The organism is Thermoanaerobacter thermocopriae JCM 7501 (genome assembly GCF_001310975.1).
GTDB lineage: Bacteria > Bacillota > Thermoanaerobacteria > Thermoanaerobacterales > Thermoanaerobacteraceae > Thermoanaerobacter > Thermoanaerobacter thermocopriae.
Window position 1 is genome coordinate 1 of record NZ_BAZY01000029.1, and the last position, 23,585, is coordinate 23,585.

Genomic DNA, 23,585 nt, shown 5'->3' on the forward strand with positions numbered 1-23,585 from the left:
TTCATAATTATTTTCATTTAATAAACATATGTCAATAATTATTTATAAAAAATATAAGAAGTCGGGACTTCAACTTCCCCGACTTCTTATATCTCGTCAACTTCCACAAACTTAGCCAATATGTCATCTACTGGAATTATGAGATATTCCTCTCCCTCGTGTTTTATCTTAGTACCCGAAAACTCTTTATATATAACCCTATCCCCCACAGCAAGCTCATCAGACGCGCCTGCTGCAAGAGCTTCAATTATTCCTTGATTTAATTTTTCTTCAGCAGTTTTGGGAATTATCACTCCGCCTATCTTTTTCTCCTCAGGCTCTTTTTCTAATTTAATAAGTGCATGACCATTTATCGGTTGTATTTTCGTCATAGTTTCTTCCCCTTTCTTTTATTATTTTTTACCGCTCGTTATTACATTACTTATTATACTTCACTTATATGACAAGGTACAAGAAAACTTATTGGTCAGTGATTCCCAGCAATTGATTTAGCTTAGCTTTATCAAACCCTACTACAATTGTACCATCAATATCCGTCTGTGGCACACCTCTTTGACCACTCCGCCTTACCAATTCTGCTGCTGCACTCGGATTTTTGCTCACATCTATTTCTCTGAAAGGTATATTATGTTGTCTTAAATATGCCTTTGTAGCATTACACCATGGACAAGAAGGAGTAGTGTAAACAGTGACCCTGTGAACCTTTTGCCCTTTTCCATCAGAAACTTTTGAGGGAGCAACGATCAAAAGTTTTTCATAATATTCTTTGTTTTGAAGTCCAAATACAAACTGCCATGGCTCTTTATCCTTGAAAAGTATCACTGAGGCACAACTTTGATGCCATATTGTGGATGAATATCTCTTATTTCAGAAGCATTTACCACATAAACAGGAACTTTTGGATTGTCTTCACTGAATTTTTTTATAACTTCTAAAGCCTCAAGACTTTTTTGTGAAGAATTAGAATAAAACATTAGCATAAAAAGCTCTTCTTTATTCTTTATTTCTTCGAAATGCTTTGCATCCTTTATAAATTCCAGCATCAAATCACCTCTTTAAATATTTATGATATCCAATTCGAGATTTTATTATCAATCAAATTATTTCTCTTTATCTTACTACTACCCCCCAGAAGTATTGGTTAGCAATTTATATTATAAGGAAATTTATTTTAAAAATCAAGATGCTTTTAATAATCTTTCTTTTTTAAAAAGAGTAATAACCTCTCTCAATTAGAATAAAAGATAAAAACTCCCCTAATAAGAGAGTTTATCTAAAACATATACTTTTTCTTTTTCAATATATTTTATTACTTCTCTATAAACGAATTCCTCAAAATATTCTGCCTCTTTATAGGTAAATATTCCATCTTTTACAACTGTCTCATAGCAAAATACCGGAGAATATTCTTTTAATCTTTCTATTTTTTTAGCTTGCTCTTTCACCATTCTAAAAGCTCCAATGTTGACATCTCTTATACCCTCTTTGGGAATCTCTAAAAAGAGTTCTCTTAAAAAATCAGAATAGACATCTTCAAAATTTTCTATATACATCACAGGTTCAATAGAAATCCTAACTTTTAAGCCCTTTGATATGGCACTCTTTAAATTTTTCACTCTTTTATCTAAAGAAGGTGTAAACCTTTCGTATTTTTTTATAACAGGCTGTGGTAACAACGTCCATGCGAAAATTACATTAGAAGGTATGTCGATAGATTTCACAGAAGAAAAATTGGTACTTTTTGTTCGTATCTCTATTACGAGATTTTTATTTCCCTTTGCATATTCAATCCATCTTTTGGTATATCCTGTAAGATATTCTAAAGCAAGTATATCTGTTTCATAAGATATGCTTAAATAGACCTTTTGGTTTTGTGTAAGTTTATCTATTTCTTTAAAATAGTCCTCAATATTCACAAAAATAACAAGATGTCCCGAAGGGTACATACCTTGTAAATAGCAATAGTCACAATCATATACACAATTGAATATATTTGATGTATGATAAAAATTGGTATTTCCAAAGTCTTCACAAAGTTTGGAACCTTTATATATAAAATCATATTTTTTTTTAGCCAGTATAAGATTTTGCCTTTCTTTTTGTATAAGGTAGTTTTGATTAGGTCTATTAAATACTTCACTATATCTGTCAATAAGCACTACTTTACTTTTAGGAAATTTCTGTAGAATATTTTGCGTTATAGGACTGTGAAGTATCTCCTTCTCAACGTAAATGTGAGAGAATTTTTTCAAAGGCCCTCTTCCTCTCTTCTTTATTATTTACCTGTACATCATAAAAGTCTTTTAAAAAATCTATGTTTTTGCCTTTTCTAATCTTATAATGTAGGCAAGCCTTATGAAAAATTTGCCTTTGACTTACTGTAAGTTTTAGCTTTTGTGAAAGAAAATTTATAATTTCTCTTTCATAAAAGGAAAATATTTCGCTAGTCTTAAAACTATTTTTTAATATTTTAATAAATTCATCCAATTCCTTTACTTTGTTTTTTATTAGCTTATAAATTTTATCTTTAGAAACACCCTCGAAATCTGTACTATCAGAGACAATTTTTAAAATGTAAATTCTGTGGGTTTCAAAAAATTTAGAAGCTGCTTGATAAAAACCGCTGGCTTCCATATCACAAAGTCTTGCTGTCATCAATCCTTTATCTTTCACTACATAATTAAAAGTTTCTATATCACTTTCATCAAAAGGATGGTCTATCAAAATATCAGGTATATAATTTTTATGAGTTTCATTGTCTATAATTTTGCTAATAAGGTATATATTCCCTATTTTTTCATCAATATCTTTCGAACCACATACACCAAGGTTTATTATAAAGCTTTGTGGATCACACAAATATCGAGTTGCCGCATGAGAAACAGCTATACTGCTATTTACTTTGCCCACTCCTGTTACTACCAACGTTATTTCTTCATTTTTAAAAACTTGAAAATATCGATTTTCTACATCTTTTTTTAAGCCAAAATATTCAATTAGAGGTTTTGCCTCAATATATAAAGCAGTTGCGATAAAGACCATCTTAGCACCTCTTTCAAGAACATATAAAATTTGTGCCAAGAGAAATTCTCTTGACACAAAAAGCTCCCCCTTTATTCTTTAATGACAAGCCTGTGATACTCTTTTTTGCCCTTTCTTATTAAAATGCTATTATCTTTTATCATATCATCTTTTATATATTCATCAATACTTTCAACTTTTTCATTGTTTATATACAATCCGCCTTGTTGAATAAGTCTTCTTCCTTCGCTCTTTGAGGGTATTATTTTTGCCTCAAAAAGCACATCTAAAACTTTTTTGCCTAAAACATCAGAAGGCACTGTAACAGAAGGTACATTGTTTAAATCGCCACCACCTTCAAATAAAGCCTCTGCCGCCTTTTGTGATTTTTGCGCCTCCTCCTCACCGTGTACGAGTTTTGTAACCTCATATGCTAGTATTTTTTTCGCCTCATTTATTTCTTTATCCTTTAGTGCCCCTAATCTTCTCACTTCATCCATAGGCAAGAAAGTTAGAAGTGCCAGAGCCTTTTCCACATCCGCATCAGCTATGTTTCTCCAGTATTGATAAAACTCATAAGGCGAAGTCTTATTCGGGTCAAGCCATACCGCTCCTTTTTCTGTTTTGCCCATTTTCTTACCTTCGCTGGTAGTAAGCAAAGTAAATGTCATGCCATAAGCCTGTTTACCTTCTTTTTTTCGTATAAGCTCTATTCCAGCAATAATATTAGACCATTGATCGTCTCCCCCCATCTGCATTACACAATTGTATCTTCTGTTTAATTCGAGAAAATCATAAGCCTGCATCAGCATGTAGTTAAATTCTAAAAAGGAGAGACCTCTTTCTAATCGGGACTTAAAGCATTCTGCAGTAAGCATTCTATTTACTGAGAAGTGAACCCCTATGTCTCGCAAAAATTCAATATAATTTAAGTTTAAAAGCCAATCAGCGTTATTGGCTATAATGGCTTTCCCATCAGAAAAATCAATAAGCCTTTGCATTTGCTTTTTAAAAGCCTCAGCATTTCTGTTTATTTCCTCTTTAGTAAGCATTTTCCTCATATCAGTCCTACCACTTGGGTCTCCCACCATAGCAGTTCCGCCGCCTATTAACACAATAGGCCTGTGGCCTGCTTTTTGCATGTGGGACATTACCATAATTTGAAGAAAATGTCCTACATGCAAACTGTCTGCAGTAGGGTCAAAACCTATGTAAAATGTGACTTTTTCCTTTTCTAAAAGCTCTTTTATTTCATTTTCATGAGTCATTTGCTGAATATATCCTCTTTCTTGCAAAACATCAAGTACAGACACGATAATACCTCCATCATCTTATTTTTGTATATTTTATCAAATGAAAAGCGTATTTTTCAAATATTTTTGACAATATAATTTTATCACTTTATAATATTGATTATCAACAAAATGAAAGATGTGATAATATGAATTACAAAGTCTATGCTATAGGTAATAAGGTAGAAAAGTTCTATTCTGATGCAATAAAAGAATATCAAAAGAGGCTAAGTAAATTTTGCAATATCACTTTTTCAAGCTACAAAAATCTTCAAAAAATACCTTTTCAAAAAATGAATAAATATTACAAGATAAAAATATCACCCAAAGGTAAATCTTTGTCTTCAGAGGAATTAGCAGAAAAAATAAAAGAGTTTGAACTTACTGGAATAACAGATATATTAATAATCATAGGAAATGAAAAAATTCATTGTAGTGATACCCTAAGCATAAGTAGCATGAAAATGAGTTTAGGTTTGACTTCCACTATTTTCTTTGAACAGTTATATAGGGCATATAAAATTTTAAACAATGAACCTTATCATAAGTAATTTTCTTTACTTAAAGCTAGATAAATTTGCTCTAAAAGTATGAGTCTCATCAATTGGTGAGGAAAAGTCATCTTAGAAAAAGAAAGATTTGCGTGAGATTGCTTTTTTATATTTTCCCACAATCCTAGCGAGCTCCCTATTACAAAAGTCATTTCTCTATAACCAGATTGAAAAGTAGCCTTTAAAAACTTGGAAAACTCATATGAATCCACTTCTTTTCCTTCTATAGCAAGAGAAACAACAAAGCTTCCCTTTTTTATTTTAGAAAGAATTCTTTCACCTTCTTTGCGCAAAATCTCCTCTTTTTCTTTTTCATTTAAATTTTGAGGAACTTTTTCTTCTTCTATTTCTTTAATTTCTATTTCACAATAAGGACGCAATTTTTTTAAATAAAAATCTATCCCATCATTTATATAGTTCTGCTTTATTTTCCCAACAGCTATTATATATATCTTCATTATTAAGCCCCTCATTTTTAAACTACAAGATATTTAGGTAGCTCATCACAAAAATCGCATTTATGAGGTACCAGCCAATCAGTAAAAGAAACTTCATCTAATTTATAGATATCTGGTGGCTGCTCATACACTTCAACAAATTCTTCAATAGCATCCTCTAAATGCTTTTCACACACAACAAACATAAAACCTCTCCTATTCTCCGAGAGTTATAGTAGTATATCCTGTCTTCCCTGTTACGGTTTTGTACTTGACTTTTATTTTGTCTCCTGGATTTTTTTCATAAATAATACATTTTAAACTTGTCATAGTATTTACAGGTTTTCCATCTACCTGCAAAATAATATAGCCTTTCCTAATACCAGCTTTATAAGCAGGACCTGTAGGGTCAATATCTGCCACATATATGCCCTCATATATGTAGACATCTGTGGAAATGTAACTGGCAATCTCTTTATCATAGGCAACTATGCCAACATAAGGTGCTTTAAATGTACCAGTTTCTATCACTTTCTTAAGTATAGGCTTTACAATATTTATAGGTATAGCAAAGCCCAATCCTTCAGCGGTTGTCACCTTTGCAGTATTTATTCCAATTGCATAGCCTCGAGAATCCACTAAAGGTCCTCCGCTATTTCCTGGATTTATAGAAGCATCTGTCTGTATAAGGTCTTCCATAATTCGCGGTTTTCCACCCTCAGTAATAGGAAGGCTCCTATTTAAAGCACTTATTATTCCCGAAGTAACCGTCCTTTGAAATCTAAGTCCTAAAGGATTTCCAATTGCTATTGCAGTTTGCCCTACCGATATCTTGTCAGAATCCCCTAAGTATAACTGGCAGGTCTTTTGCATCAATTTTCAAAATAGAAAGGTCTAAAACAGAGTCACTCCATAAAACTTTACCTGGAAGTATACTGCCATTGCTTAAATATACCTTTATATTTTTGGATTTTTCATTAGCTACATGATTGTTTGTTATAATATAGCCATTTGGATCAACAATAAAACCAGAACCTACACCTTCTACAGCTTTTTCTATAAAATAAAATTCTCTTCGAAATTCTACAGTAGTAATCCCCACAACAGCAGGAGTGTCTTTTTTTGCCACTATTTCCGCTATTGTAGGAGATTCTTTTGTTGGTATCACTATTTCTGTTTTCATTCCTGAAGAAGGAGGATAAGGTATAGGGATAACTTTACCCCATAAATATTTTGGTGCAATATATACAAATACTAAAGAGCTAACCAAAGCAGTTATAATTGCAACAGCAAAAAAACTCTTTAATTGACGCTGCATAATATCACCTCATTAAATAGGATGAGATATTATGCAGCGCATTATACTCAAAATTTTATAGCTTTTTATTCCTTTACCCTTACTATATCAGCACCTAATTGTTGAAGCTTTACTTCCATTGCTTCATAACCTCTATCTATATGATAAACCTCCATAACCTCTGTCGTACCTTCTGCAGCAAGCCCTGCTATAACCATTGCCGCACCTCCTCTTAAGTCTGTCGCATAAAGAGGTGCACCTGTCAATTTCTCTACACCTTCAAATATTGCATTCCTTCCTTCTATCCTTACTTTTGCTCCCATTTTCTCTAATTCATTTAAATATTTAAATCTATTTTCATAGATATTTTCAGTAATGACACTTATGCCTTCAGCCAAAGCCAAAAGCACCGCAAAAGGCTGTTGCATATCTGTTGGAAAACCAGGATAAGGTAAAGTCCTTATATCAACATGCTTCAAAGGCCCTTCTCTTTTTATTCTTACCACATCGTCATGTTCTTCAACAATAACTCCCATTTCTGTCAGTTTTGCAATAATTGCCTCTAAGTGATTTGGAATTACTCCTTTTATATACACATCACCTTTTGTCGCAGCAGCTGCCACCATGTAAGTTCCTGCTTCTATTTGGTCAGGAATAATGGTATAGTGACATCCGTGAAGTCTGTCTACCCCTGTTATCTTGATAGTATCTGTACCAGCGCCCTTGATATTTGCTCCCATTGCATTTAAAAAGTTTGCTACATCAACTACATGGGGCTCTTTTGCACAGTTTTCTAATATTGTTACTCCCTCAGCTTTAACCGATGCCAACATCAAATTTATAGTAGCACCCACGCTTACTACATCAAAATATATATGATTACCTACTAACTTGTCTGCTTTAATCCTTATAAGTCCACCTTCTATAGTAGTTTTTGCTCCTAAAGCTTCAAAACCCTTGATATGCTGGTCAATAGGCCTGACACCAATATTACACCCGCCCGGCATCGCAATTACTGCTTCATTAAACTTGCTTAAAAGTGCTCCAACAAGATAATACGATGCCCTCATTTTGCTCGCTAAATCTCGAGGAGGGTAAAAGGAATTTAAGCCTGTTGGGTCAATCATTATTTCGTGTTTTTTCTCCTCTACTTTTCCTCCTAGATGACGTATCATCTGTGTTAACAATTTTATATCATTTATATCAGGTAAATTATCTATCACACTCGGAGTATCAGCCAATAGCGCTGCGGGAAGAATTGCAACAGCAGAATTTTTGGCACCACTTATCTGTACACTTCCTGTAAGAGGTTTTCCTCCTCTGATTACGAATTTTTCCATTTTTTAATCTTCCCTTCAAGTCAAATTAAATTAAAAAGACACATATCTCACAATATATACTTTAATACAATTTAATATATTTTACAAGTATTTAAAGAAGAAAAAGAAAAAGAAGAAGGCGGAATTATTTGCCTTCTTCAAAATTTCCTGTATAAGCGTTTACGTAATACTTATCCCCTTCTTCTGTAGTTATTCTCCAAACAGGGACCGCTTCTCCTTTTGTGGCATTACTCCAATTAAAATAATAGCCTAATTTTATTTCCTTTATCACCATAGGTTTTGTATCCGTCTTAATCTCCACAAGTTTTAAAAGCGCATAAGCCGCATCTATCACATCTTTTTTAACCCTTTCCATTTCAACAGAATCAAACCATGATTTTGAAAATTCAAAACTTTTCTCACCTATTTTCCCTTCCATCCAACCACCATCTATAAAGTAATCCTTATAGGTTTGAAAATAGTTTACCTCCACCTTCTTCCCTTGAGTAATTTTTTTAACTTGGCCATCTATTTCTTTAAGTTGATAACTATTTATAAAATCCTGTATATACTCTTCCTTTTGAGAAGAAGACATATCTTTAAATTTATCACTTTCTTCAAAATAATAAAAACTGATGCCGTCTACTTTGATAATCTTATTTCCAAATTTAAAAATTGTATATTTATTTTCTTTGTACTTTCCATATTCTTGCCCTTTAATAAAATTCTCTAAAACAAAATCTTCATCAAATATTTCTCTCGTTACTTTAATAAGAGGCATTGGCTCTTTCTTTTGTGGAATTGTAGTTTCCAAAATTATGTTATTTTGTGACAAAACCTTCTTTAAAGAATGCAAATCACTTTCAGATAAAAGATGAGGTTCTGGCTTATTCATTTTAGCAATAGTTAGATATAAAAGAACATTCAAAATCGCAAAAGTGATTATCATCACTGTTTTTGCTTTAGACCAGTTCATAATCTATACCCCATTGTAAATCAACTTCCCATTAAATATGTTTATAAAAAACTCTTTATCCTTACCCTCTCCTATCCAAACAGGGATAAATTGTCCTTCATAATATAAATAACCTATTTTTAAATCAGAAATTGTCTGTTGCCAGTTTATGTTTTTTAAACTCATTAAAAGGGATTGTTTCAATTTTGTATGGGAAATTAAATAGTTTCCATTACTTGTCAAATCTAAATACAAAACTCGCGCATATTGGATATTGCCATTTGAAATATTTATTTCAATAGGAAAATTCGACATTTCTTTTTGGAAAATTCGAAGAGGATAATCAAATATATAATTAAAATAAAAAGTATACTCCCCTTTTTCTTGCTTGAAATCCACCAGATAAATATTGTCCGCTTTTATCCCTATTTCCTCTAAAAAAGCAATAGACTTATTCAATGCAAAAATTTTATCAGTTGAAGACGCTTCAGAAATGGTATTGTAAAACTCCATAAATCCATTTTGATATAGTCGTAAACTTCTTAAACCGTCGGTATAAACAGTACAGCCGTCATTTTCGGTAATTTTTCTTACAATAGAAATATTTGTAAAAAACTTCTTTAAAAAGTGGTGGTCAGCTTTAAAACTTGTCATTTTATTGGATATTTTATTAATAGAAAAGGTAAGTGAGGGTATATACACATTTTTTTCAAAATAATCCTTGCCTTCTTCATAAACAGATTCACACACAGTGACATCCTCTTTAGGCAAAGTCTTTAGAATGTTTTTTAAATCTCCCATTTTTGAATAATTTAAGCTGTAAAATTTTTTATTAGCCGCATCTCTTAAAAAAAATTTGATTTTTTTCTATATTAACAACAATTTCTCTTACATATATACTGCTATTTATTTTTCTAAACCAGCTATCTCTGTTACTAAAATTATCTTTTAATAAGTCAGCATTTATATTTTTTCCTAGTAAAAATCGTATAAATGTATCTTTTTGTGCATATTCCCAGCTATTATCATCGGATTCACTTATTTTCTCTTCTTTAGTTGAATTAATAAAATCTACTGTTTTTTCCCATAAAGAAAAAGAAAAATCCGCATTTGACACCAAATATACTTTACCTTGAATACTAACAAAAGTGTATTCTGGTCTAATTATACGAAAAATGTCCACTTTTGTATTTGTGGACTTTTTGTCAATGAATAAAAATTCATTTTGAAGAAAGGATATCCATAATTTGTAAGTTAAATACATACTCGTTACAACAAGAAAAAACAATAGCAGTGATTTAACTTTTTCCTTCATCACTCAAGCCCTCTATCTTAAAAGGGATTTTATTATGTCTTCAATAGCAGTTATTGTTATTCTTAAAACCCCGTCCTTTTTTGTGAGTATCACATGCCCTTTCAATATTTGGAGCTGGTCTCCTTTATAAGCTTTTATGACAATGTAATTATCTCCATAGCTTAAAGTTAATAATTTTGCAAAAAGCATCGTGTCATCTATAACCCATTTATGGCTTAAATTGTCGTTTAAAATAAGCTCTACGACAGTATTAGGTTGTCCACTTCCAGAAATTATAAAATATTTATTATCCGTTTTTACATCATCTATATCTGTTTTAACTGTTATTAGGTCTTTTGCATAACCATATGACATAAAAAGGGTCATAAACATAACCACTGCTACAAATAGAACAATTATTTTTTTCAAGGATATCCCTCCTTCTCTTTTATGTTTTCATTATACCCTACTATTATTACAGTATTGTTACAGTAATATTAAACTATTATTACGAATTTACTGGTATGGTAGTTTAACCCTGACTATGGTGCCTTTTCCCACTTCGCTTTCTATGTTTACCTCTCCTTTGTGAAGTTCCACAATCTGTTTTACAATAGAAAGTCCTAATCCTGTACCTCCAAGCTCTCTGGATCTAGCCTTATCTACTCTATAAAATCTTTCAAAAATTCGAGGCAGGTCTTCTTTAGGAATTCCTATGCCATTGTCCTCCACAATTAAACTTGCAAAACTTTCATCGTATTCCGTCATTATTTTTATCATCCCGTTTTCTGGAGTATACTTTATAGCATTAGTTACCAAGTTAACTATAACTTGTTCCATTTTATCTCTGTCAATATATACATATCTCGGCGTTTCTTGAAGGTCTACGATGAGTTTTTGATTTTTCTTTTGAGCTTCAATAGAAAGCCTGTTTATTGCCTCCACCACTATGTCATTTAAATTTTTTTGCTCAAATTTGAGGTTGTTATCTTCAGAATCCATTTTAGATAAAAGAAGTAAATCTTTTACTAGGCGTGTCATTCTGTCAGTTTCTGAATCTATTATTTTTAGAAACTTTTTAGAATACTCAGCATCTACATCGCTGTAAAGAAGAGTCTCAACATAGCTTTTTATAGTAGCAATAGGAGTTCTAAGCTCATGGGAGACATTTGCCACAAACTCTTTCCTCATGGTGTCCAATTTATGTTGCTCCGTGATATCGTGAAGCACATATACATATCCTTCTATTTGTTGATTGCCTTTTAGCGGAGCTATGTTAACTGTTAAAACCTTGTTTCCACAATTCATTGTCGCAACTACATCTTCTTTTTTTAAATTTAGTATTCCCTCTATTGGCATCCCTAATTCCAAATTTGCATTTAACATTTTTTCAGCAGCCTCATTAAAGTGTATTATTCTACCTTTGGCATCCGTTGCAACAACACCATCTGTCATAAAGCGTATGATAGCTTCTATTTTGTTTTTTTCTCCTTGAATGCCATTTAAAGTCTGCTTTAACCGTAAAGACAAAAAATTAAACATTTCACCTAACTTTCCTATTTCATCATTAGATTTTATCCTTATCCTCACATCAAAATCGCCATCTGCCATTTTTTGTGCATATTTTGTTACTTCTTTTATTGGGTCTGTTATAGTTTTGGACAAAATATACCCAAGTACCATAGTAATTGCAACAGCAAAAAGAGTAGCACTTAAAAGAATCAAATTGACATCAGCTAAAGTCTGATATATTCCACTTAAAGAACCGCTTATATACACAACACCATTTATTTTACCATCACTATTGTAAACTGGCATGGCAAAACTTTTTATTTTTCCACTAGAATTATAGTCATCAGTAACTTCACTTCCGATTTGCCCTGACAAGGCTTTAACAATAGCGGGAGTCACCATCTTTCCTTTGTCTCCCGTTGAACTGGCCAAAATATTTCCTTCATTGTCTAAAATATACACATACTTTACATTTGAATTAGGACCCATGTACATATTTATTATATTCTTTAAACTTTTTGCATCCATGTTGTCTTTAAGGGTAAAAGAAATACCGCGTACTTGCGCTTCAAGGTAATTGTCAAAATTATTCATATGGTAATTTTCAAGAGATTTATAGAGATATACCCATATGATTTCCATTGCTACAAGTATTAACAAACTATATATGAGAATTATTTTCCATTGGATACTTTTAAATCTGCCTTTCATCGCTAAAATAGTAACCAACCCCTCTTTTTGTGTGAATAAGCTTGGGGTTACTGGGGTCATCTTCTATTTTTTCTCTCAGTCTTCTTATGGTGACATCTACAGTTCTAATATCACCCAGATATTCATAACCCCATACTTTTTCCAATAGCATTTCACGAGAAAAAATAAGTCCTTTGTTTAAAACGAGAAATTTTAAAAGTTCAAATTCTCTAGAGGTGAGTTCCACTTCTTTATTGTCTTTTTCTACTTTATACTTTGATATATCAATTTTTAAATTTTTTACGCAAAGGACATTACCAGACTCATTTCCGTTTAAACTAATTCTCCTTAAATTAGCCTTTACTCTTGCTATAAGTTCTCTTATAGAAAAAGGTTTTGTTATGTAATCATCGGCTCCCAACTCCAACCCCAGCACTTTGTCTACTTCTTCCTCTTTGGCCGTTAGCATCAAAATAGGTATGGTCATTGATTGCCTTAAAGTTCTTAGAACTGAAAAACCATCTAATTTAGGCAACATCACATCAAGTATTATTAAATCTGGATTTTGTTCTTTTGCTATTTTTAAAGCCTCTTCTCCATCATAAGCCTCATACGTTATGTATCCTTCTTTTTCCAGGTTGTATTTGATTATCTCAACTATTGGCTTTTCATCATCAACTATAAGTATTCTATGAGTCATTTTTGTTCCCCCCTTATCCTTTTCATAAGGTTAAAGCAAGAAGAACATTGCTCTTCTTGCTTTATTTCACTGAATCCACAAATTTCTCTAAATTTTGCCCCGTGACTTTGTAAAAGCTCTCACTTAAATTTAATCCTTCCCCCAAATATTTTAAAATCTCTCTTATGCTTTGCATCCCATATTTGTCAGTTATGGCTTTTACTATTTCAAAAGACCTTTTATAAGCTAATGTTTCGTCTAATTGGTTAAAATTATAAGTCAACTCTTTAAGAGAATATGGCTTATCAGTTGTTATATATTCACCCCAGACAAAACCGTTTTCTCGATATTCTTCCAGAAGAGCTATACCTTCTGTAAACCACACAGGGTAATTGCCTTTTGCAACGTCATCTACAATAAGATGAGCAAATTCGTGTACAATTGGCCCCTCATGCTCAAAAACTTTTTCCAGGTCTTTTGTAGGACTAATCCACAGCTCGGGGGATGCTATGCTTATAATTCCATTTAAATAAATCCCCATAGCAGTGTCCCCTTTTGCAAGTGAAAAGTCCCTGTTCATTTTCTCAGCGTCATGGTACATTATAATGACAATTTTACCAACTGGTTTGTGACCTAAATCTTTGGTAACACTGTCATAATGTTTTTCTGCAATTTTTAAAACAAGAGGAACGTATTTTTCATCTGGCGGTGTATATCGTACAATAAAGTGTTCACTTTGTGCTGTTTTGTAATCTTTTACATTATCTGTTAAATTGTCCTCTTTTATTTCTCTTACATAAGGATAAGAAACCACCATAATTTTGTTAGCATAATAAAGAGAAATTAATAAAATAAGTGCAATAGAAAAAACAATAATTTTCTTTTTCAACCTGTATCACCTCACACACAATCAAAACCCTGTATGTAATTTATATGTAAATGCATTTATATGTATGAAGCAATACAGGTCTTTTTGACAAATATAATTACAACTGTATTATAACATTCATAAATACTTGTAGCAACCCCACAAAAATAAAAAGCCCTGTATAGGCTTCGTTTATTGACAAAGTTAAAAAATTATTTAAAGTAGATATTTTACATCGTTGCTCCGAAGTTCCAAAGCGACAAAGCTAAAGCGCGACTTTCGGATTACTGCGGGGTACCGGGCACATTCGACGTCCTGTCTTAGGTGCCCGCCTCCGTCCTCCTTGGCTTCGGCCCCGCCTCCATCCTCAGTCTTGCTAAGCTTTGTTAGCACTTTGTCACAAGTCGCAACTTATGTAAAATATCTACTTTATGAAAGTTTGTCATCAGTCTGAAGCCCTGTATAGGCTTGTCATAATTTCATCTATTTAAATAGGGCAAAGGATTAACTGGAACCCCATTTTTTCTCACTTCAAAGTGCACATGGGGTCCTGTCGCATGACCAGTAGAGCCTACCAAAGCAATTTTTTGTCCTTTCGCCACTTTATCGCCTTTTTTAACAAGGAGTTTACTAGCATGTCCATAATAAGTAACATAACCATTGTGATGGTCAATTTTCACTAAATATCCATAGCCACTTTCCCAACCTGAAAATATAACAGTACCTCCATCTGCAGCATAAATAGGAGAACCTTGTGGTGCCGCTATATCAACTCCTGTGTGAAGTCTCCCCCATCTTTGTCCAAATCTTGAAGTGATAGTACCTCTCGCAGGATAATTAAAGAACCCTGTAGCAATATAAGATATTCTTTTCGAACCTACTGCAACTATTTTGTTAACAGGATTTTTAAGGACATTTTCACTCTCTATTTTTTTAGAAACCTCAATGCCATTGTAACTTACAACAACAGCAGTTACCTCTTTTAAGCCTTTTTTACCTTCTACCAACACTTTAGACTGATTAGCATACAGTTTGTCATCTTGAGTATATTTTGTCTCAAAAGGTATTTCCTCTTTGTAAACTATTCTCTTTTCAGTAACAACCGTAACATTAGGTACAGCAGGGGATAAATATATTACCTGTCCTGGTTTTAAATTTTCTGTAAGTCCAGGATTTAATTTTAAAATATCATCAATGTACATATCATGTCTCTTGCAATAGACCACAAACTATCGTTTTCTTTTACAGTGTATGTAACAGCTTTTTTTACAGGTTGTTGCAATATTTTTAACGCCTCTTCTCGGCTTGCTAAATATTTTGGAGGTATGTACTTTTCTTCAATTTTGACATCCTCTTTAAAATACGTTCTATCAGAATCTTTTGCGTATTTATTCTTTAACATTTCAAGAACCTTATTTGCTTCTTTTTCATTTTTTAACGCAGTCACAAATTTGCCATCCACTATTATGACAGCAGCTTTATAACTAAAACTCATAGCATTTTCCAAATTAGCATAAATTTTATGTAAATCTGTCAGATCTTTTTTACCTACTCTTACCCTTTCAAATTTTATTTGTTGGTTTAAAACTATATCCGTTCCTGTCTTCTGCCTTTCTCTTTTATGCAATTCTTCTATAAAATTTTTTACCTCATTTATATTCTTGGTAATTCCAATAGTTTCACCATCTACTATTATCTTGTAGGCAAAACCTTCTTCATATGCAATAAAAGATAGCCCTATGGCTAGTGCTACAACAAAAGCTATAAGATTGTCCTTGTAAGTCTTTAATAAAACAAGAAAAAACTTATAGCTTTTATCCCTCGCCTTCCCCATAGTATTCTCCTTTCTTTTGTAAATCCTTTTTAATTATACCATACTTTTTTGTGAAAACAAATTTTAATTGATTTTCTAGCATCTTTCATATTATATGTTATATTTTAAGGTAATATTCCTATATATATTTATTTTAAAAATACACTCAAATATTCCGATAATTAAGTTAAATTCTTTTCAATTGAAGAGGCTATTTCGCTGTGTTATAATATATTCGAGGTGGGGAGGATGAGCATTTTTAGACTTTTAAACGAAAATGACGATTGGGGAAGTACTCCTGTGAGCAATTATTTTATAAATCATTTCATGCTAGATGCCCCAGGTGAATATGTCAAAGTATATATCTTAGGATTAAAATATTGCTATTATGGCAATGAAATACCTTTGAAAACTTTAGCAGATAAATTATTTATGTCAGATATAGAAATTGACAAAGCTTTGAAGTACTGGGAAAAATCTGGTTTAATTAAATTAAAATACATAGACGGGGAATACACAGTTGAATATCTCCCAGTTATTCCGCAGTCAACCTCAAACCACACTCTGTCTTTGCAAGACCCTCAAGTAAAACAAATGTTTGAAGCAATCGAAATGACCTTAGGAAGACCTTTAACCCCAACAGAAATGGAAACATATTTAAGTTGGATAGATGAATACGGTTTTTCCTTGGAAATAATAACAATGTTAGTGAGTTATTGCGCTTCTAAAAACAAAACTTCTTTAAGATATATGGAAAAGGTAGCAATAGCTTGGTATGATGCAGGTCTTAAGACTGCACTGGATGTAGAAGAATACTTAAAAGCAGAAAACAAAAAATGGCAAAATTATAGAAGAATTTTAAATGCTTTGGGCCTTAAAGAGGATGAAATAATGGAATCTCACAAAGAGATGATGGACCGCTGGATGGAGGATTTAGGTTTTGATGTAGATGTGATAATAAAAGCCTGCAATGAATGTACCCTTAAATTGAATGAACCTAGTTTCCCTTATATAAACAAAATACTAATCAACTGGTTTAATGAAGGAATACGAACAGTGGAAGATTTAGAAAATAAAAAGTCCTCTACAAAAAAGAAAACCCCTGTTACCTCAGGTTTCAAAGCTCCGAAAAACTATTTTAACAGCTACTCTCAGAGAAGCTACGACATAGAAGATTTAGAGAAAAAGCTTTTAGCCCATTCAAGGAGTGAATTTAATGAATGAAAATATCATTTATGAAATCCTTAAAGAATATGAAATGAAAAGAGATAGGGCTTTAAAAGATGCCCTCAATCGTAAAAACAAGCTTTACAAGGAAATTCCTGAACTTGAAAAAATTGAAGAAGAGATTAAGAAGGTGGGAATCGAAATAACTCAATCAATTTTTAAAGAACCTGAAAAGGGAAGAGACCTTTTAAATCTTTTAAAAGAGAAGTTAAATAATTTAAAAAAGAAAAAAGCTAATCTACTGGAATCTAATGGATATCCTGAAGACTATCTAGAACCTAAATACGAATGCAACGTATGCAAAGACACAGGATATGTAAATGGAAAGAGATGTAAATGCTTTGACCAAAAACTTATAAATATCTACTATAAGCAATCAAGTATAGCCGAAATACTCAAAAAAGAAAATTTCTCCAATTTCAGTTTTGAATATTATTCAGACAAACCCTTCGGTGATAAGCCTTCTCCAAGAAGCAACATGAAAAATATTGTAGAGTTTTCACTCAACTTTATAAAAAATTTTGACACTACCGCTGAAAGTCTTTTTTTCTACGGCGATTCAGGGCTTGGTAAAACCTTCCTCGCTAATTGTATAGCAAAGGAATTATTAGATAGAGGTAAAAGTGTGATATATCGCACAGCTCCAGATTTAATTGAGGGCTTGAGAATAAATAAGCTTAATGCTGATGGCAACAGTTACAATGATTATTTGGAATTGTTAAAAGAATGTGACCTCCTTATAATCGACGATTTGGGAACAGAGTCCATAACTGCTTTTAGTTTGCAAGAATTTTTTAATATTTTAAATGCAAGACTATTGCTTGGCAAAAAATTTATTATCTCCACAAATTTACCTTTATCAGAAATAATGGCAATTTATCCCGAAAGAATTTATTCGCGAATTTTCGGCCATTTTAAATTGCTTAATTTTTACGGCGAGGATATAAGACTAAAACGGAAAATGATAATTTAATAAAACCATTCTTGGAAAAATCCACCTGTATCTTTGCCTGTAATATTGTCCACTACGTCAATTAAATCTTGCGTAGTGGCAATTTTATATTTGTATTTTTCGTAATAACTCTGAAGAACCTTTTTGAATTCTTCGTCACCTATCAGATTCCTCAGATTATAAAAAACCATTGCTCCTTTATTATAAGCTATATTAGTGTACTCCTTCCACTCTTTAAAATCTGCCAAAGTCTTAGCAAAGGAAACATCTGAATTGGTGTTTAGAAATTTATTGAATTCTCCCTCTACAACAAGTCTATAAACCTCATCAGCTGTTGCCTTACCGTAATACCTTTCTATATACATAATTGTAGTATACTCTGTCAATCCTTCATCCAGCCAAGACTCCTTTATTTGATTATTTCCCACAACACCATACCACCACTGATGAGCAGTTTCATGAGCAATTACATATTCTAAATGAAACAAATTAGCTTTTGTATACAAATCCTTTGATATCATTACAAGATTAGGATATTCCATGCCTCCCATGTAAAAATCAGTCTGCACAACAGAATATTGTTTATAAGGATACTTGCCAATATAATCATTGTAAAACTTGATTGCATCTACAGCAAATTTAAGAGCCTTATTTCCATATTCTTCCGTAAAATAATAGGATCTAACTTTTATGCCATCTACATGCTTCTCTGATATTTTAAATTTTTTGCTTAAAACCATAGCAAAATCCCTTACTCTTTTTGCTTCAATAATTAATTCTTTGGAATCTCCATAGTTTTTCTCTTCTTTCATTTCTCCAGTGGAGGCAACTATCATGTTTTTAGGTACTGACAATTTTACTTTGTAATTTGCTATATTACTATAAAAAGGATCTCCAAAAATATAGTAGGGGTCATTATTCCAGCCATTTTTATCATATACAGAGAGTATAGGATACCAATTTCCTACCTGTACAGTATTGCTCCCATAGCCAAATCTACTTCTGCAAGGTGGAATTTGTACTTTGTAGGTCATATTGATTTGTATTGTTTCTCCTTTTTTTAATTCTTTAGGTAATTTTATTTTTAAAATTTCCTCATTAGGTTCTTCTAATTCGTAAGTAGCTGGAATGTCTTTGTCAAAAGTAACTTTTTCAATCTCTATAAATCCTGGCTTAAAACCATTAGGATATGCAAAAGGGAGCTCTTCCTTCGTAAAAGGCAAATTCTCTTGTGTCTTGAAAGCATTTGGATATAAATGAAAGTATATTTCTTTTAAAGGAATATCATTAGTATTTATATATTTAACTGTTTGAGTAGCATAAATTATTTTATTTTGGTCATCATATTTTGCTTCAATTGTGTAAGACGTAAGTCGAGTCTCCTCAGGCAAAAGATAAAACACTAAGCCGATAATTACAATTATAACTAAACCTAGTAGTGTTTTTTGTTTTATTTTCATATAACCAGCTCCCTTAAATTATCCTTCAATATATATTAGTACAGATCTTTAAATAATAGAACTTTTTCACTTAAAAAATAAAAAGCACCTTCAAAAACGAAAAGGTGCTTTTAGCTCAATTCATGAATAAATAATCCACTTCTTAGTTTAGGTTCAAACCAGGTAGACTTAGGAGGCATTATCATTCCCGCATCGGCAACAGCAATTAAGTCTTCAACTGTTGTCGGGTGCATAGAAAAAGCCACTTTCATGTCTTCGTTAACTCTTCTTTCTAATTCTTCTAAGCCTCTAATTCCTCCTACAAAATCAATCCTTTTATCAGTTCTCGGATCTTTTATCCCTAAAATAGGATCTAACAGATTCTTTTGTAAGATGGACACATCTAAGCTTTCTATCGGATCCGATGGGTTAAAAGTACCTTCTTTGGCAGTAAGTTTGTACCAATTTCCTGATAGATACATGCCAAAAGTGTGCTTTTGCGAAGGATTGAAAGGCTGGCCTTCATTACATTTCTCTATTTCAAATTTCTCTTTTAATTTTTCGATAAATTCACTTTCGGAATAACCGTTTAAATCCTTTACCACCCTATTATATGGCATGATAAAAACTTCATCATGGGGCACTAGCACTGCTAAAAAATAGTTAAACTCCTCATCTCCTTTATAATCAGGATTTTGTTCTCGCCTCTTTAAGCCTACTTTTACAGAAGCAGCAGCCCGATGATGTCCATCTGCAATGTAAAGATAGCCTATTTCCTTAAAAACAGAAGTAATTTTATCTATTAAAGTTTTGTCATCTATAATCCACACTGTATGTCTTATTTCATCCTCTGATGTAAATCATATATAGGTTCTTTGCTCTCCATCCAGCTATTTAACAACTTTTTAAGCTCTTGATTGGCTTTGTACGTTAAAAAAACTGGACTGGTGTGAGCATCACAGTAATCCATGTGATTTATTCTATCCTGTTCTTTCTCCGGCAGAGTAAGCTCATGCTTTTTAATTATTCCTTCTAAATACTCATCAATTGAAACAGCCGCCACCAATCCCACTTGACTCCTGCCATTCATTATTTCTCTATAGATGTAATAGTTCTCGTCATTATCTTTTATTAACAGCCCTTTTTTAAGCATTCTGTCAAAATTTTCTCTCGCTTTTTCATAAACTATTCCATTGTAAGGATTTATAGAGGGAGCTAAATCTATTTCTGCTCTATCCACATGAAGAAATGAATAAGGATTATCTTTCGCCAAATTCCTCGCTTCTTCCGTATTTACAACGTCATAAGGTAAGGACGCTATCTTATCTGCCAATCCCGGTACAGGCCTTATTGCTTAAATGGTTTTACTGTAGCCATAATAATCCTCCTAAAAATTTATTTCAACTGGTTTCAATGCTTTTATTATATCATATCACTTTATAAATGCAATGCATTAAAGTAAATTATCTTTTAATCTCACTTCCCGACAAATAATCCCCCGGCTCTACATTAAAATTTATAGTTTTGCCATTACTTACTGCAATTACAGTCCCACATTTATCTGTCCTATATACTATTATTCCTAATGAGCTAAGCTTTTTCATTGTTTCTTTGTGGGGATGACCATAGTCATTGTATTTACCGCAAGATATAACAGCATATTTAGGATGTACTGCCTTTAAAAATGCCCACGTAGAAGCTGAAGAACTGCCATGATGTCCAATTTTTAATACGTCAGCTTTTAAATTATATCCTTCACTTAGCATTTCCTTTTCAGATTGTTCACCAGCATCTCCTGTAAATAAAAAAGAGGTATTACCATACGTAATTTTTACTACCGCACTGTAATTATTTAAGTCCTCGTAATGGGAACTATTTGGCGCAAGCATTTTTGCAATTACACCATCTCCAAGGTCAATTACTACTCCTGCTTTTGCAACATTTATAGACAGTCCCTTCAATTTGGCTGCCTTTAGAACTTCTTCAAATGTCCTTGTTGTCGTCGTTACTTTAGGTATGTAAAACTTTCCTATTTTGAAAGTTTTTAAAACTTCCACTATACCTCCTATGTGGTCATTATGAGGGTGGGTTCCGATAAGTATGTCAATTTTATTGATTCTGCGGCTTTTTATGTAATTTACAACTTTGCTACCCATTTCAGGCGTTCCTGCATCTATTAACATCGTTTTGCCTGATGGAGTTTGTATAAACATGCTATCGCCTTGCCCAACATCTATATAATTTACTGTTAAAATATCCTTTCCAGCTTCTTTAACTACCTTTTGTTGACTTTTTATCTCCTCCTGTAAAAACTGTGAAGCCTCATGAATAGACGCATTGTCAAATATTGTACAACCTACTAATATAAAGGCAAATAATATCAATGTAAAAGATAGCAGTAATCTCTTTTTGTACATAGCTAGAGCCTCTCCTCCAACTTGTTTTCCATTTTAGGATTTATCTGTTTTTATTCGTCTTTAAATAAATCTTTTGCTAAATCTTCAACAGCTCTTTTGCGTTTTTCTGTTTCCCCTTTATCTACATCCACACTAAATATTACTACATCACCTTCTTTTACATTCTTAGGAAGTAATTCTCGAGGTAAATTAAAAGTCTTATGTTTCCATTCTATGACTGCCCAATCCCCTTCAAATCTATCTATAATGCAAATTTCATTTTTCTTACTCATTATCATTCACCCCATGCAAAATTTCACTAAAACAAAAAAACAAGGTCTTATCAACCTTGCTTTTTGACAAAAAAATGGAGCTGGCGAAAGGACTTGAACCTTCAACCTGCTGATTACAAGTCCCATAACAGCTACTTTTGTTGATGTTCTTTTAGGTGTTACAAGTCCTTACAACCTGCATGTATTAAGGATTTCAGCCATTTGTAATATTATGTTAAATTGCTTGAGATTCATTAAGTTTTTTTCAGTTCGCAATCAACTCGCAATCAAAAAAAATTAACTTCCAAATAGCATTTGTTTTAACTTTTGTGTAGCCTCTTCCTGCATAGTAGGTAAAACATGGCTATAAGTATCAAGTGTTAATGTTATATTCGCATGTCCCAATCTTTCACTTACTACTTTAGGATTTTCACCTGCTAATAAAAGAAGTGTAGCGCATGTATGCCTTAAATCATAAAGTCTTATATTTGGTAATCCTGCGTTTTTTAGAAGAGGTTTAAAATATTGATAATTAATATTTGCAAGGTCAAGAGGTCTTCCTGTTTCAGTAGCAAATACAAGTCCATAATCGACATATACCTTTGGGTCTTTCAATTTTTCTTCCCATTCTTCTGGTTTAAATTTATTCTTATCCTTATCATAATTGATATATTCTTTTGCCTTAAGCTTTTCCTTTGACTGTTGTTTCCTATGCTCCTTTAAGTCATTCATAACTTCTCTTGGTAAAGGAATTGTTCTTCTGCTTTGTGGTGTCTTTGGTTCTTTTAATTGCCAATTGTTTTTTACTCTGGTCAAAGTCCTTTGTACTGCAATACGATTATTTTTCCAGTCTATATCTTCCCATTTAAGGCCTAAGGCTTCACTTGGTCTCATACCACTTATAAGTAGCAATTCAAATAATATCCCCCATCTGTTATAAACACAAGCTTCTAAAAACTTTTTAGCCTGTTCTGGCGTTAAAACTTTCATCTCTTTTTTTGCCTGCTTCGGCAATGTAGTTCCATCACACGGGTTATATCTTAACATCTGCCACTTAATAGCTTGCTTTAATGCTTCATTTAAAACTGTATGTGTATATCTTATAGTTCTTGCTGATAGGCCCTGCTCTAACATATTATTGTACATATTTTGTATTATTAAAGGTGTTAATTTTAAAAGCTTATAGTTCCCAATAGCAGGATTGATATACAATCTTATCTTTTGTTCATAATCGTTGTAAGTTTTGAGTGCTAAAGAGGATTTTTTTGTCTCAAGCCATTTTTTAAGATAATCCTTAACCGTAATATTAGTTTCATCTATTGGCAATGTCCCTGTATCATACTCTACTATTTTTTTGGCTAAATATTTTTGTGCTTCTGCTTTGTTTTTACATTCGATTGTTTCAATATAGTATTTCCTTTTTCCATTACCATCAGTACCAATATAAAAGCTTATCTTATACTTCTTTCCCTTAATTATTTCTTTCACTGACCCTCTTTGTCTTGCCATAACATAACCTCCTTGAAATAGACCTATTTTATAATGCTCGTTTCACATCTTTTATACTAAAG

Annotated in this window: 21 protein-coding genes and 4 pseudogenes; 3 read left to right on the forward strand and 22 right to left on the reverse strand. The window is 32.4% G+C overall.

What is annotated here, in order from left to right; translation table 11 throughout:
• Positions 1-86: 86 nt before the first annotated feature.
• The 5 genes and pseudogenes from JCM7501_RS09980 to tyrS form a co-directional block, all read right to left on the reverse strand.
• Positions 87-371 (reverse strand): co-chaperone GroES, encoded by a 285-nt coding sequence (locus JCM7501_RS09980; protein WP_012996190.1) that lies wholly within the window; start codon positions 369-371, stop codon positions 87-89.
• Between the two features lie 88 nt (positions 372-459).
• Positions 460-1,043, reverse strand: a pseudogene (locus tag JCM7501_RS15990) (glutaredoxin domain-containing protein).
• Positions 1,044-1,256: 213 nt separating this feature from the next.
• Positions 1,257-2,252 carry an SPL family radical SAM protein gene (locus JCM7501_RS09990; protein WP_028992456.1) on the reverse strand — a complete coding sequence of 332 codons (996 nt, stop codon included), beginning with the start codon at positions 2,250-2,252 and terminating at the stop codon, positions 1,257-1,259.
• On the reverse strand, positions 2,224-3,042 hold the full coding sequence (locus tag JCM7501_RS09995) for a 5'-methylthioadenosine/S-adenosylhomocysteine nucleosidase family protein (RefSeq protein WP_038002160.1): 819 nt from the start codon (positions 3,040-3,042) through the stop codon (positions 2,224-2,226). The genes JCM7501_RS09990 and JCM7501_RS09995 overlap by 29 nt, the downstream gene beginning before the upstream one ends.
• Positions 3,043-3,113: 71 nt before the next feature.
• Complete coding sequence (gene tyrS / locus JCM7501_RS10000) at positions 3,114-4,334, reverse strand: tyrosine--tRNA ligase (RefSeq protein WP_013151006.1); 1,221 nt, start codon at positions 4,332-4,334, stop codon at positions 3,114-3,116.
• Between the two features lie 128 nt (positions 4,335-4,462).
• On the opposite strand from tyrS, the gene JCM7501_RS10005 reads away from it, so the two are divergent.
• The gene (locus tag JCM7501_RS10005) at positions 4,463-4,864 is read left to right on the forward strand and encodes a 23S rRNA (pseudouridine(1915)-N(3))-methyltransferase RlmH (RefSeq protein ID WP_013151007.1); all 402 of its coding nucleotides are present in this window, start codon (positions 4,463-4,465) and stop codon (positions 4,862-4,864) included.
• On the opposite strand, the gene rlmH is transcribed toward JCM7501_RS10005, so the two are convergent.
• From rlmH to JCM7501_RS15995, 12 genes and pseudogenes are all read right to left on the reverse strand, one after another.
• Positions 4,855-5,322, reverse strand: coding sequence for a 23S rRNA (pseudouridine(1915)-N(3))-methyltransferase RlmH (rlmH, locus tag JCM7501_RS10010; protein WP_013151008.1), 468 nt, complete (start codon positions 5,320-5,322; stop codon positions 4,855-4,857). The genes JCM7501_RS10005 and rlmH overlap by 10 nt on opposite strands.
• A 17-nt stretch (positions 5,323-5,339) precedes the next feature.
• Positions 5,340-5,507, reverse strand: a complete 168-nt coding sequence (locus JCM7501_RS12765; protein WP_012996198.1) for a CxxH/CxxC protein — start codon at positions 5,505-5,507, stop codon at positions 5,340-5,342.
• Positions 5,508-5,517: 10 nt separating this feature from the next.
• Positions 5,518-6,619, reverse strand: a pseudogene (locus tag JCM7501_RS10015) (S1C family serine protease).
• Positions 6,620-6,684: 65 nt separating this feature from the next.
• Positions 6,685-7,938, reverse strand: a complete 1,254-nt coding sequence (locus JCM7501_RS10020; protein ID WP_028992459.1) for a UDP-N-acetylglucosamine 1-carboxyvinyltransferase — start codon at positions 7,936-7,938, stop codon at positions 6,685-6,687.
• 124 nt (positions 7,939-8,062) lie between these two features.
• Positions 8,063-8,893 carry a two-component system regulatory protein YycI gene (locus JCM7501_RS10025; protein WP_028992460.1) on the reverse strand — a complete coding sequence of 277 codons (831 nt, stop codon included), beginning with the start codon at positions 8,891-8,893 and terminating at the stop codon, positions 8,063-8,065.
• A gap of 3 nt (positions 8,894-8,896) precedes the next feature.
• The gene (locus JCM7501_RS15120) at positions 8,897-9,622 is read right to left on the reverse strand and encodes a hypothetical protein (RefSeq protein ID WP_256201382.1); all 726 of its coding nucleotides are present in this window, start codon (positions 9,620-9,622) and stop codon (positions 8,897-8,899) included.
• A gap of 82 nt (positions 9,623-9,704) precedes the next feature.
• The gene (locus tag JCM7501_RS15125) at positions 9,705-10,187 is read right to left on the reverse strand and encodes a two-component system activity regulator YycH (RefSeq protein ID WP_256201383.1); all 483 of its coding nucleotides are present in this window, start codon (positions 10,185-10,187) and stop codon (positions 9,705-9,707) included.
• 12 nt (positions 10,188-10,199) lie between these two features.
• Complete coding sequence (locus JCM7501_RS10035) at positions 10,200-10,595, reverse strand: hypothetical protein (RefSeq protein ID WP_013151013.1); 396 nt, start codon at positions 10,593-10,595, stop codon at positions 10,200-10,202.
• Between the two features lie 87 nt (positions 10,596-10,682).
• Entirely contained in the window at positions 10,683-12,389 is a 1,707-nt protein-coding gene (locus tag JCM7501_RS10040; protein ID WP_013151014.1) for an ATP-binding protein, read from the reverse strand.
• On the reverse strand, positions 12,373-13,068 hold the full coding sequence (locus JCM7501_RS10045; protein ID WP_028992461.1) for a response regulator: 696 nt from the start codon (positions 13,066-13,068) through the stop codon (positions 12,373-12,375). The genes JCM7501_RS10040 and JCM7501_RS10045 overlap by 17 nt, the downstream gene beginning before the upstream one ends.
• Before the next feature lie 61 nt (positions 13,069-13,129).
• Complete coding sequence (locus JCM7501_RS10050) at positions 13,130-13,936, reverse strand: peptidase MA family metallohydrolase (protein WP_028992462.1); 807 nt, start codon at positions 13,934-13,936, stop codon at positions 13,130-13,132.
• A 458-nt stretch (positions 13,937-14,394) separates the two neighbouring features.
• Positions 14,395-15,749: pseudogene (locus JCM7501_RS15995) on the reverse strand (peptidoglycan DD-metalloendopeptidase family protein).
• A gap of 228 nt (positions 15,750-15,977) precedes the next feature.
• On the opposite strand from JCM7501_RS15995, the gene JCM7501_RS10060 reads away from it, so the two are divergent.
• Complete coding sequence (locus JCM7501_RS10060) at positions 15,978-16,952, forward strand: DnaD domain protein (protein ID WP_012996207.1); 975 nt, start codon at positions 15,978-15,980, stop codon at positions 16,950-16,952.
• The gene (locus tag JCM7501_RS10065) at positions 16,945-17,928 is read left to right on the forward strand and encodes an ATP-binding protein (RefSeq protein WP_012996208.1); all 984 of its coding nucleotides are present in this window, start codon (positions 16,945-16,947) and stop codon (positions 17,926-17,928) included. The genes JCM7501_RS10060 and JCM7501_RS10065 overlap by 8 nt, the downstream gene beginning before the upstream one ends.
• Here JCM7501_RS10065 and JCM7501_RS10070 read toward each other — a convergent pair.
• The 5 genes and pseudogenes from JCM7501_RS10070 to JCM7501_RS10090 form a co-directional block, all read right to left on the reverse strand.
• Positions 17,925-19,367, reverse strand: coding sequence for a M1 family metallopeptidase (locus tag JCM7501_RS10070; protein ID WP_028992464.1), 1,443 nt, complete (start codon positions 19,365-19,367; stop codon positions 17,925-17,927). The genes JCM7501_RS10065 and JCM7501_RS10070 overlap by 4 nt on opposite strands.
• A gap of 110 nt (positions 19,368-19,477) precedes the next feature.
• A pseudogene (locus tag JCM7501_RS10075) lies at positions 19,478-20,723 on the reverse strand (DUF1015 domain-containing protein).
• Between the two features lie 86 nt (positions 20,724-20,809).
• On the reverse strand, positions 20,810-21,763 hold the full coding sequence (locus JCM7501_RS10080) for a ComEC/Rec2 family competence protein (RefSeq protein ID WP_028992466.1): 954 nt from the start codon (positions 21,761-21,763) through the stop codon (positions 20,810-20,812).
• A 50-nt stretch (positions 21,764-21,813) separates the two neighbouring features.
• A complete protein-coding gene (locus JCM7501_RS10085) occupies positions 21,814-22,035 on the reverse strand; it encodes a DUF3006 domain-containing protein (RefSeq protein ID WP_028992467.1) in 222 nt (73 codons plus the stop codon).
• Between the two features lie 276 nt (positions 22,036-22,311).
• Complete coding sequence (locus tag JCM7501_RS10090; protein ID WP_012268865.1) at positions 22,312-23,523, reverse strand: tyrosine-type recombinase/integrase; 1,212 nt, start codon at positions 23,521-23,523, stop codon at positions 22,312-22,314.
• Positions 23,524-23,585: the final 62 nt, after the last annotated feature.

Coding starts and splice junctions, on each gene's coding strand:
- JCM7501_RS09980 (WP_012996190.1), bottom strand. CDS start 371: ATGACGAAAATACAACCGATAAATGGTCATGCACTTATTAAATTAGAA.
- JCM7501_RS10020 (WP_028992459.1), bottom strand. CDS start 7,938: ATGGAAAAATTCGTAATCAGAGGAGGAAAACCTCTTACAGGAAGTGTA.
- rlmH (WP_013151008.1), bottom strand. CDS start 5,322: ATGAAGATATATATAATAGCTGTTGGGAAAATAAAGCAGAACTATATA.
- JCM7501_RS10080 (WP_028992466.1), bottom strand. CDS start 21,763: ATGTACAAAAAGAGATTACTGCTATCTTTTACATTGATATTATTTGCC.
- JCM7501_RS10045 (WP_028992461.1), bottom strand. CDS start 13,068: ATGACTCATAGAATACTTATAGTTGATGATGAAAAGCCAATAGTTGAG.
- JCM7501_RS15125 (WP_256201383.1), bottom strand. CDS start 10,187: ATGAAGGAAAAAGTTAAATCACTGCTATTGTTTTTTCTTGTTGTAACG.
- JCM7501_RS10070 (WP_028992464.1), bottom strand. CDS start 19,367: ATGAAAATAAAACAAAAAACACTACTAGGTTTAGTTATAATTGTAATT.
- JCM7501_RS10065 (WP_012996208.1), top strand. CDS start 16,945: ATGAATGAAAATATCATTTATGAAATCCTTAAAGAATATGAAATGAAA.
- JCM7501_RS10005 (WP_013151007.1), top strand. CDS start 4,463: ATGAATTACAAAGTCTATGCTATAGGTAATAAGGTAGAAAAGTTCTAT.
- JCM7501_RS12765 (WP_012996198.1), bottom strand. CDS start 5,507: ATGTTTGTTGTGTGTGAAAAGCATTTAGAGGATGCTATTGAAGAATTT.
- JCM7501_RS09995 (WP_038002160.1), bottom strand. CDS start 3,042: ATGGTCTTTATCGCAACTGCTTTATATATTGAGGCAAAACCTCTAATT.
- JCM7501_RS10025 (WP_028992460.1), bottom strand. CDS start 8,893: ATGAACTGGTCTAAAGCAAAAACAGTGATGATAATCACTTTTGCGATT.
- JCM7501_RS10060 (WP_012996207.1), top strand. CDS start 15,978: ATGAGCATTTTTAGACTTTTAAACGAAAATGACGATTGGGGAAGTACT.
- JCM7501_RS10085 (WP_028992467.1), bottom strand. CDS start 22,035: ATGAGTAAGAAAAATGAAATTTGCATTATAGATAGATTTGAAGGGGAT.
- JCM7501_RS10040 (WP_013151014.1), bottom strand. CDS start 12,389: ATGAAAGGCAGATTTAAAAGTATCCAATGGAAAATAATTCTCATATAT.
- JCM7501_RS10090 (WP_012268865.1), bottom strand. CDS start 23,523: ATGGCAAGACAAAGAGGGTCAGTGAAAGAAATAATTAAGGGAAAGAAG.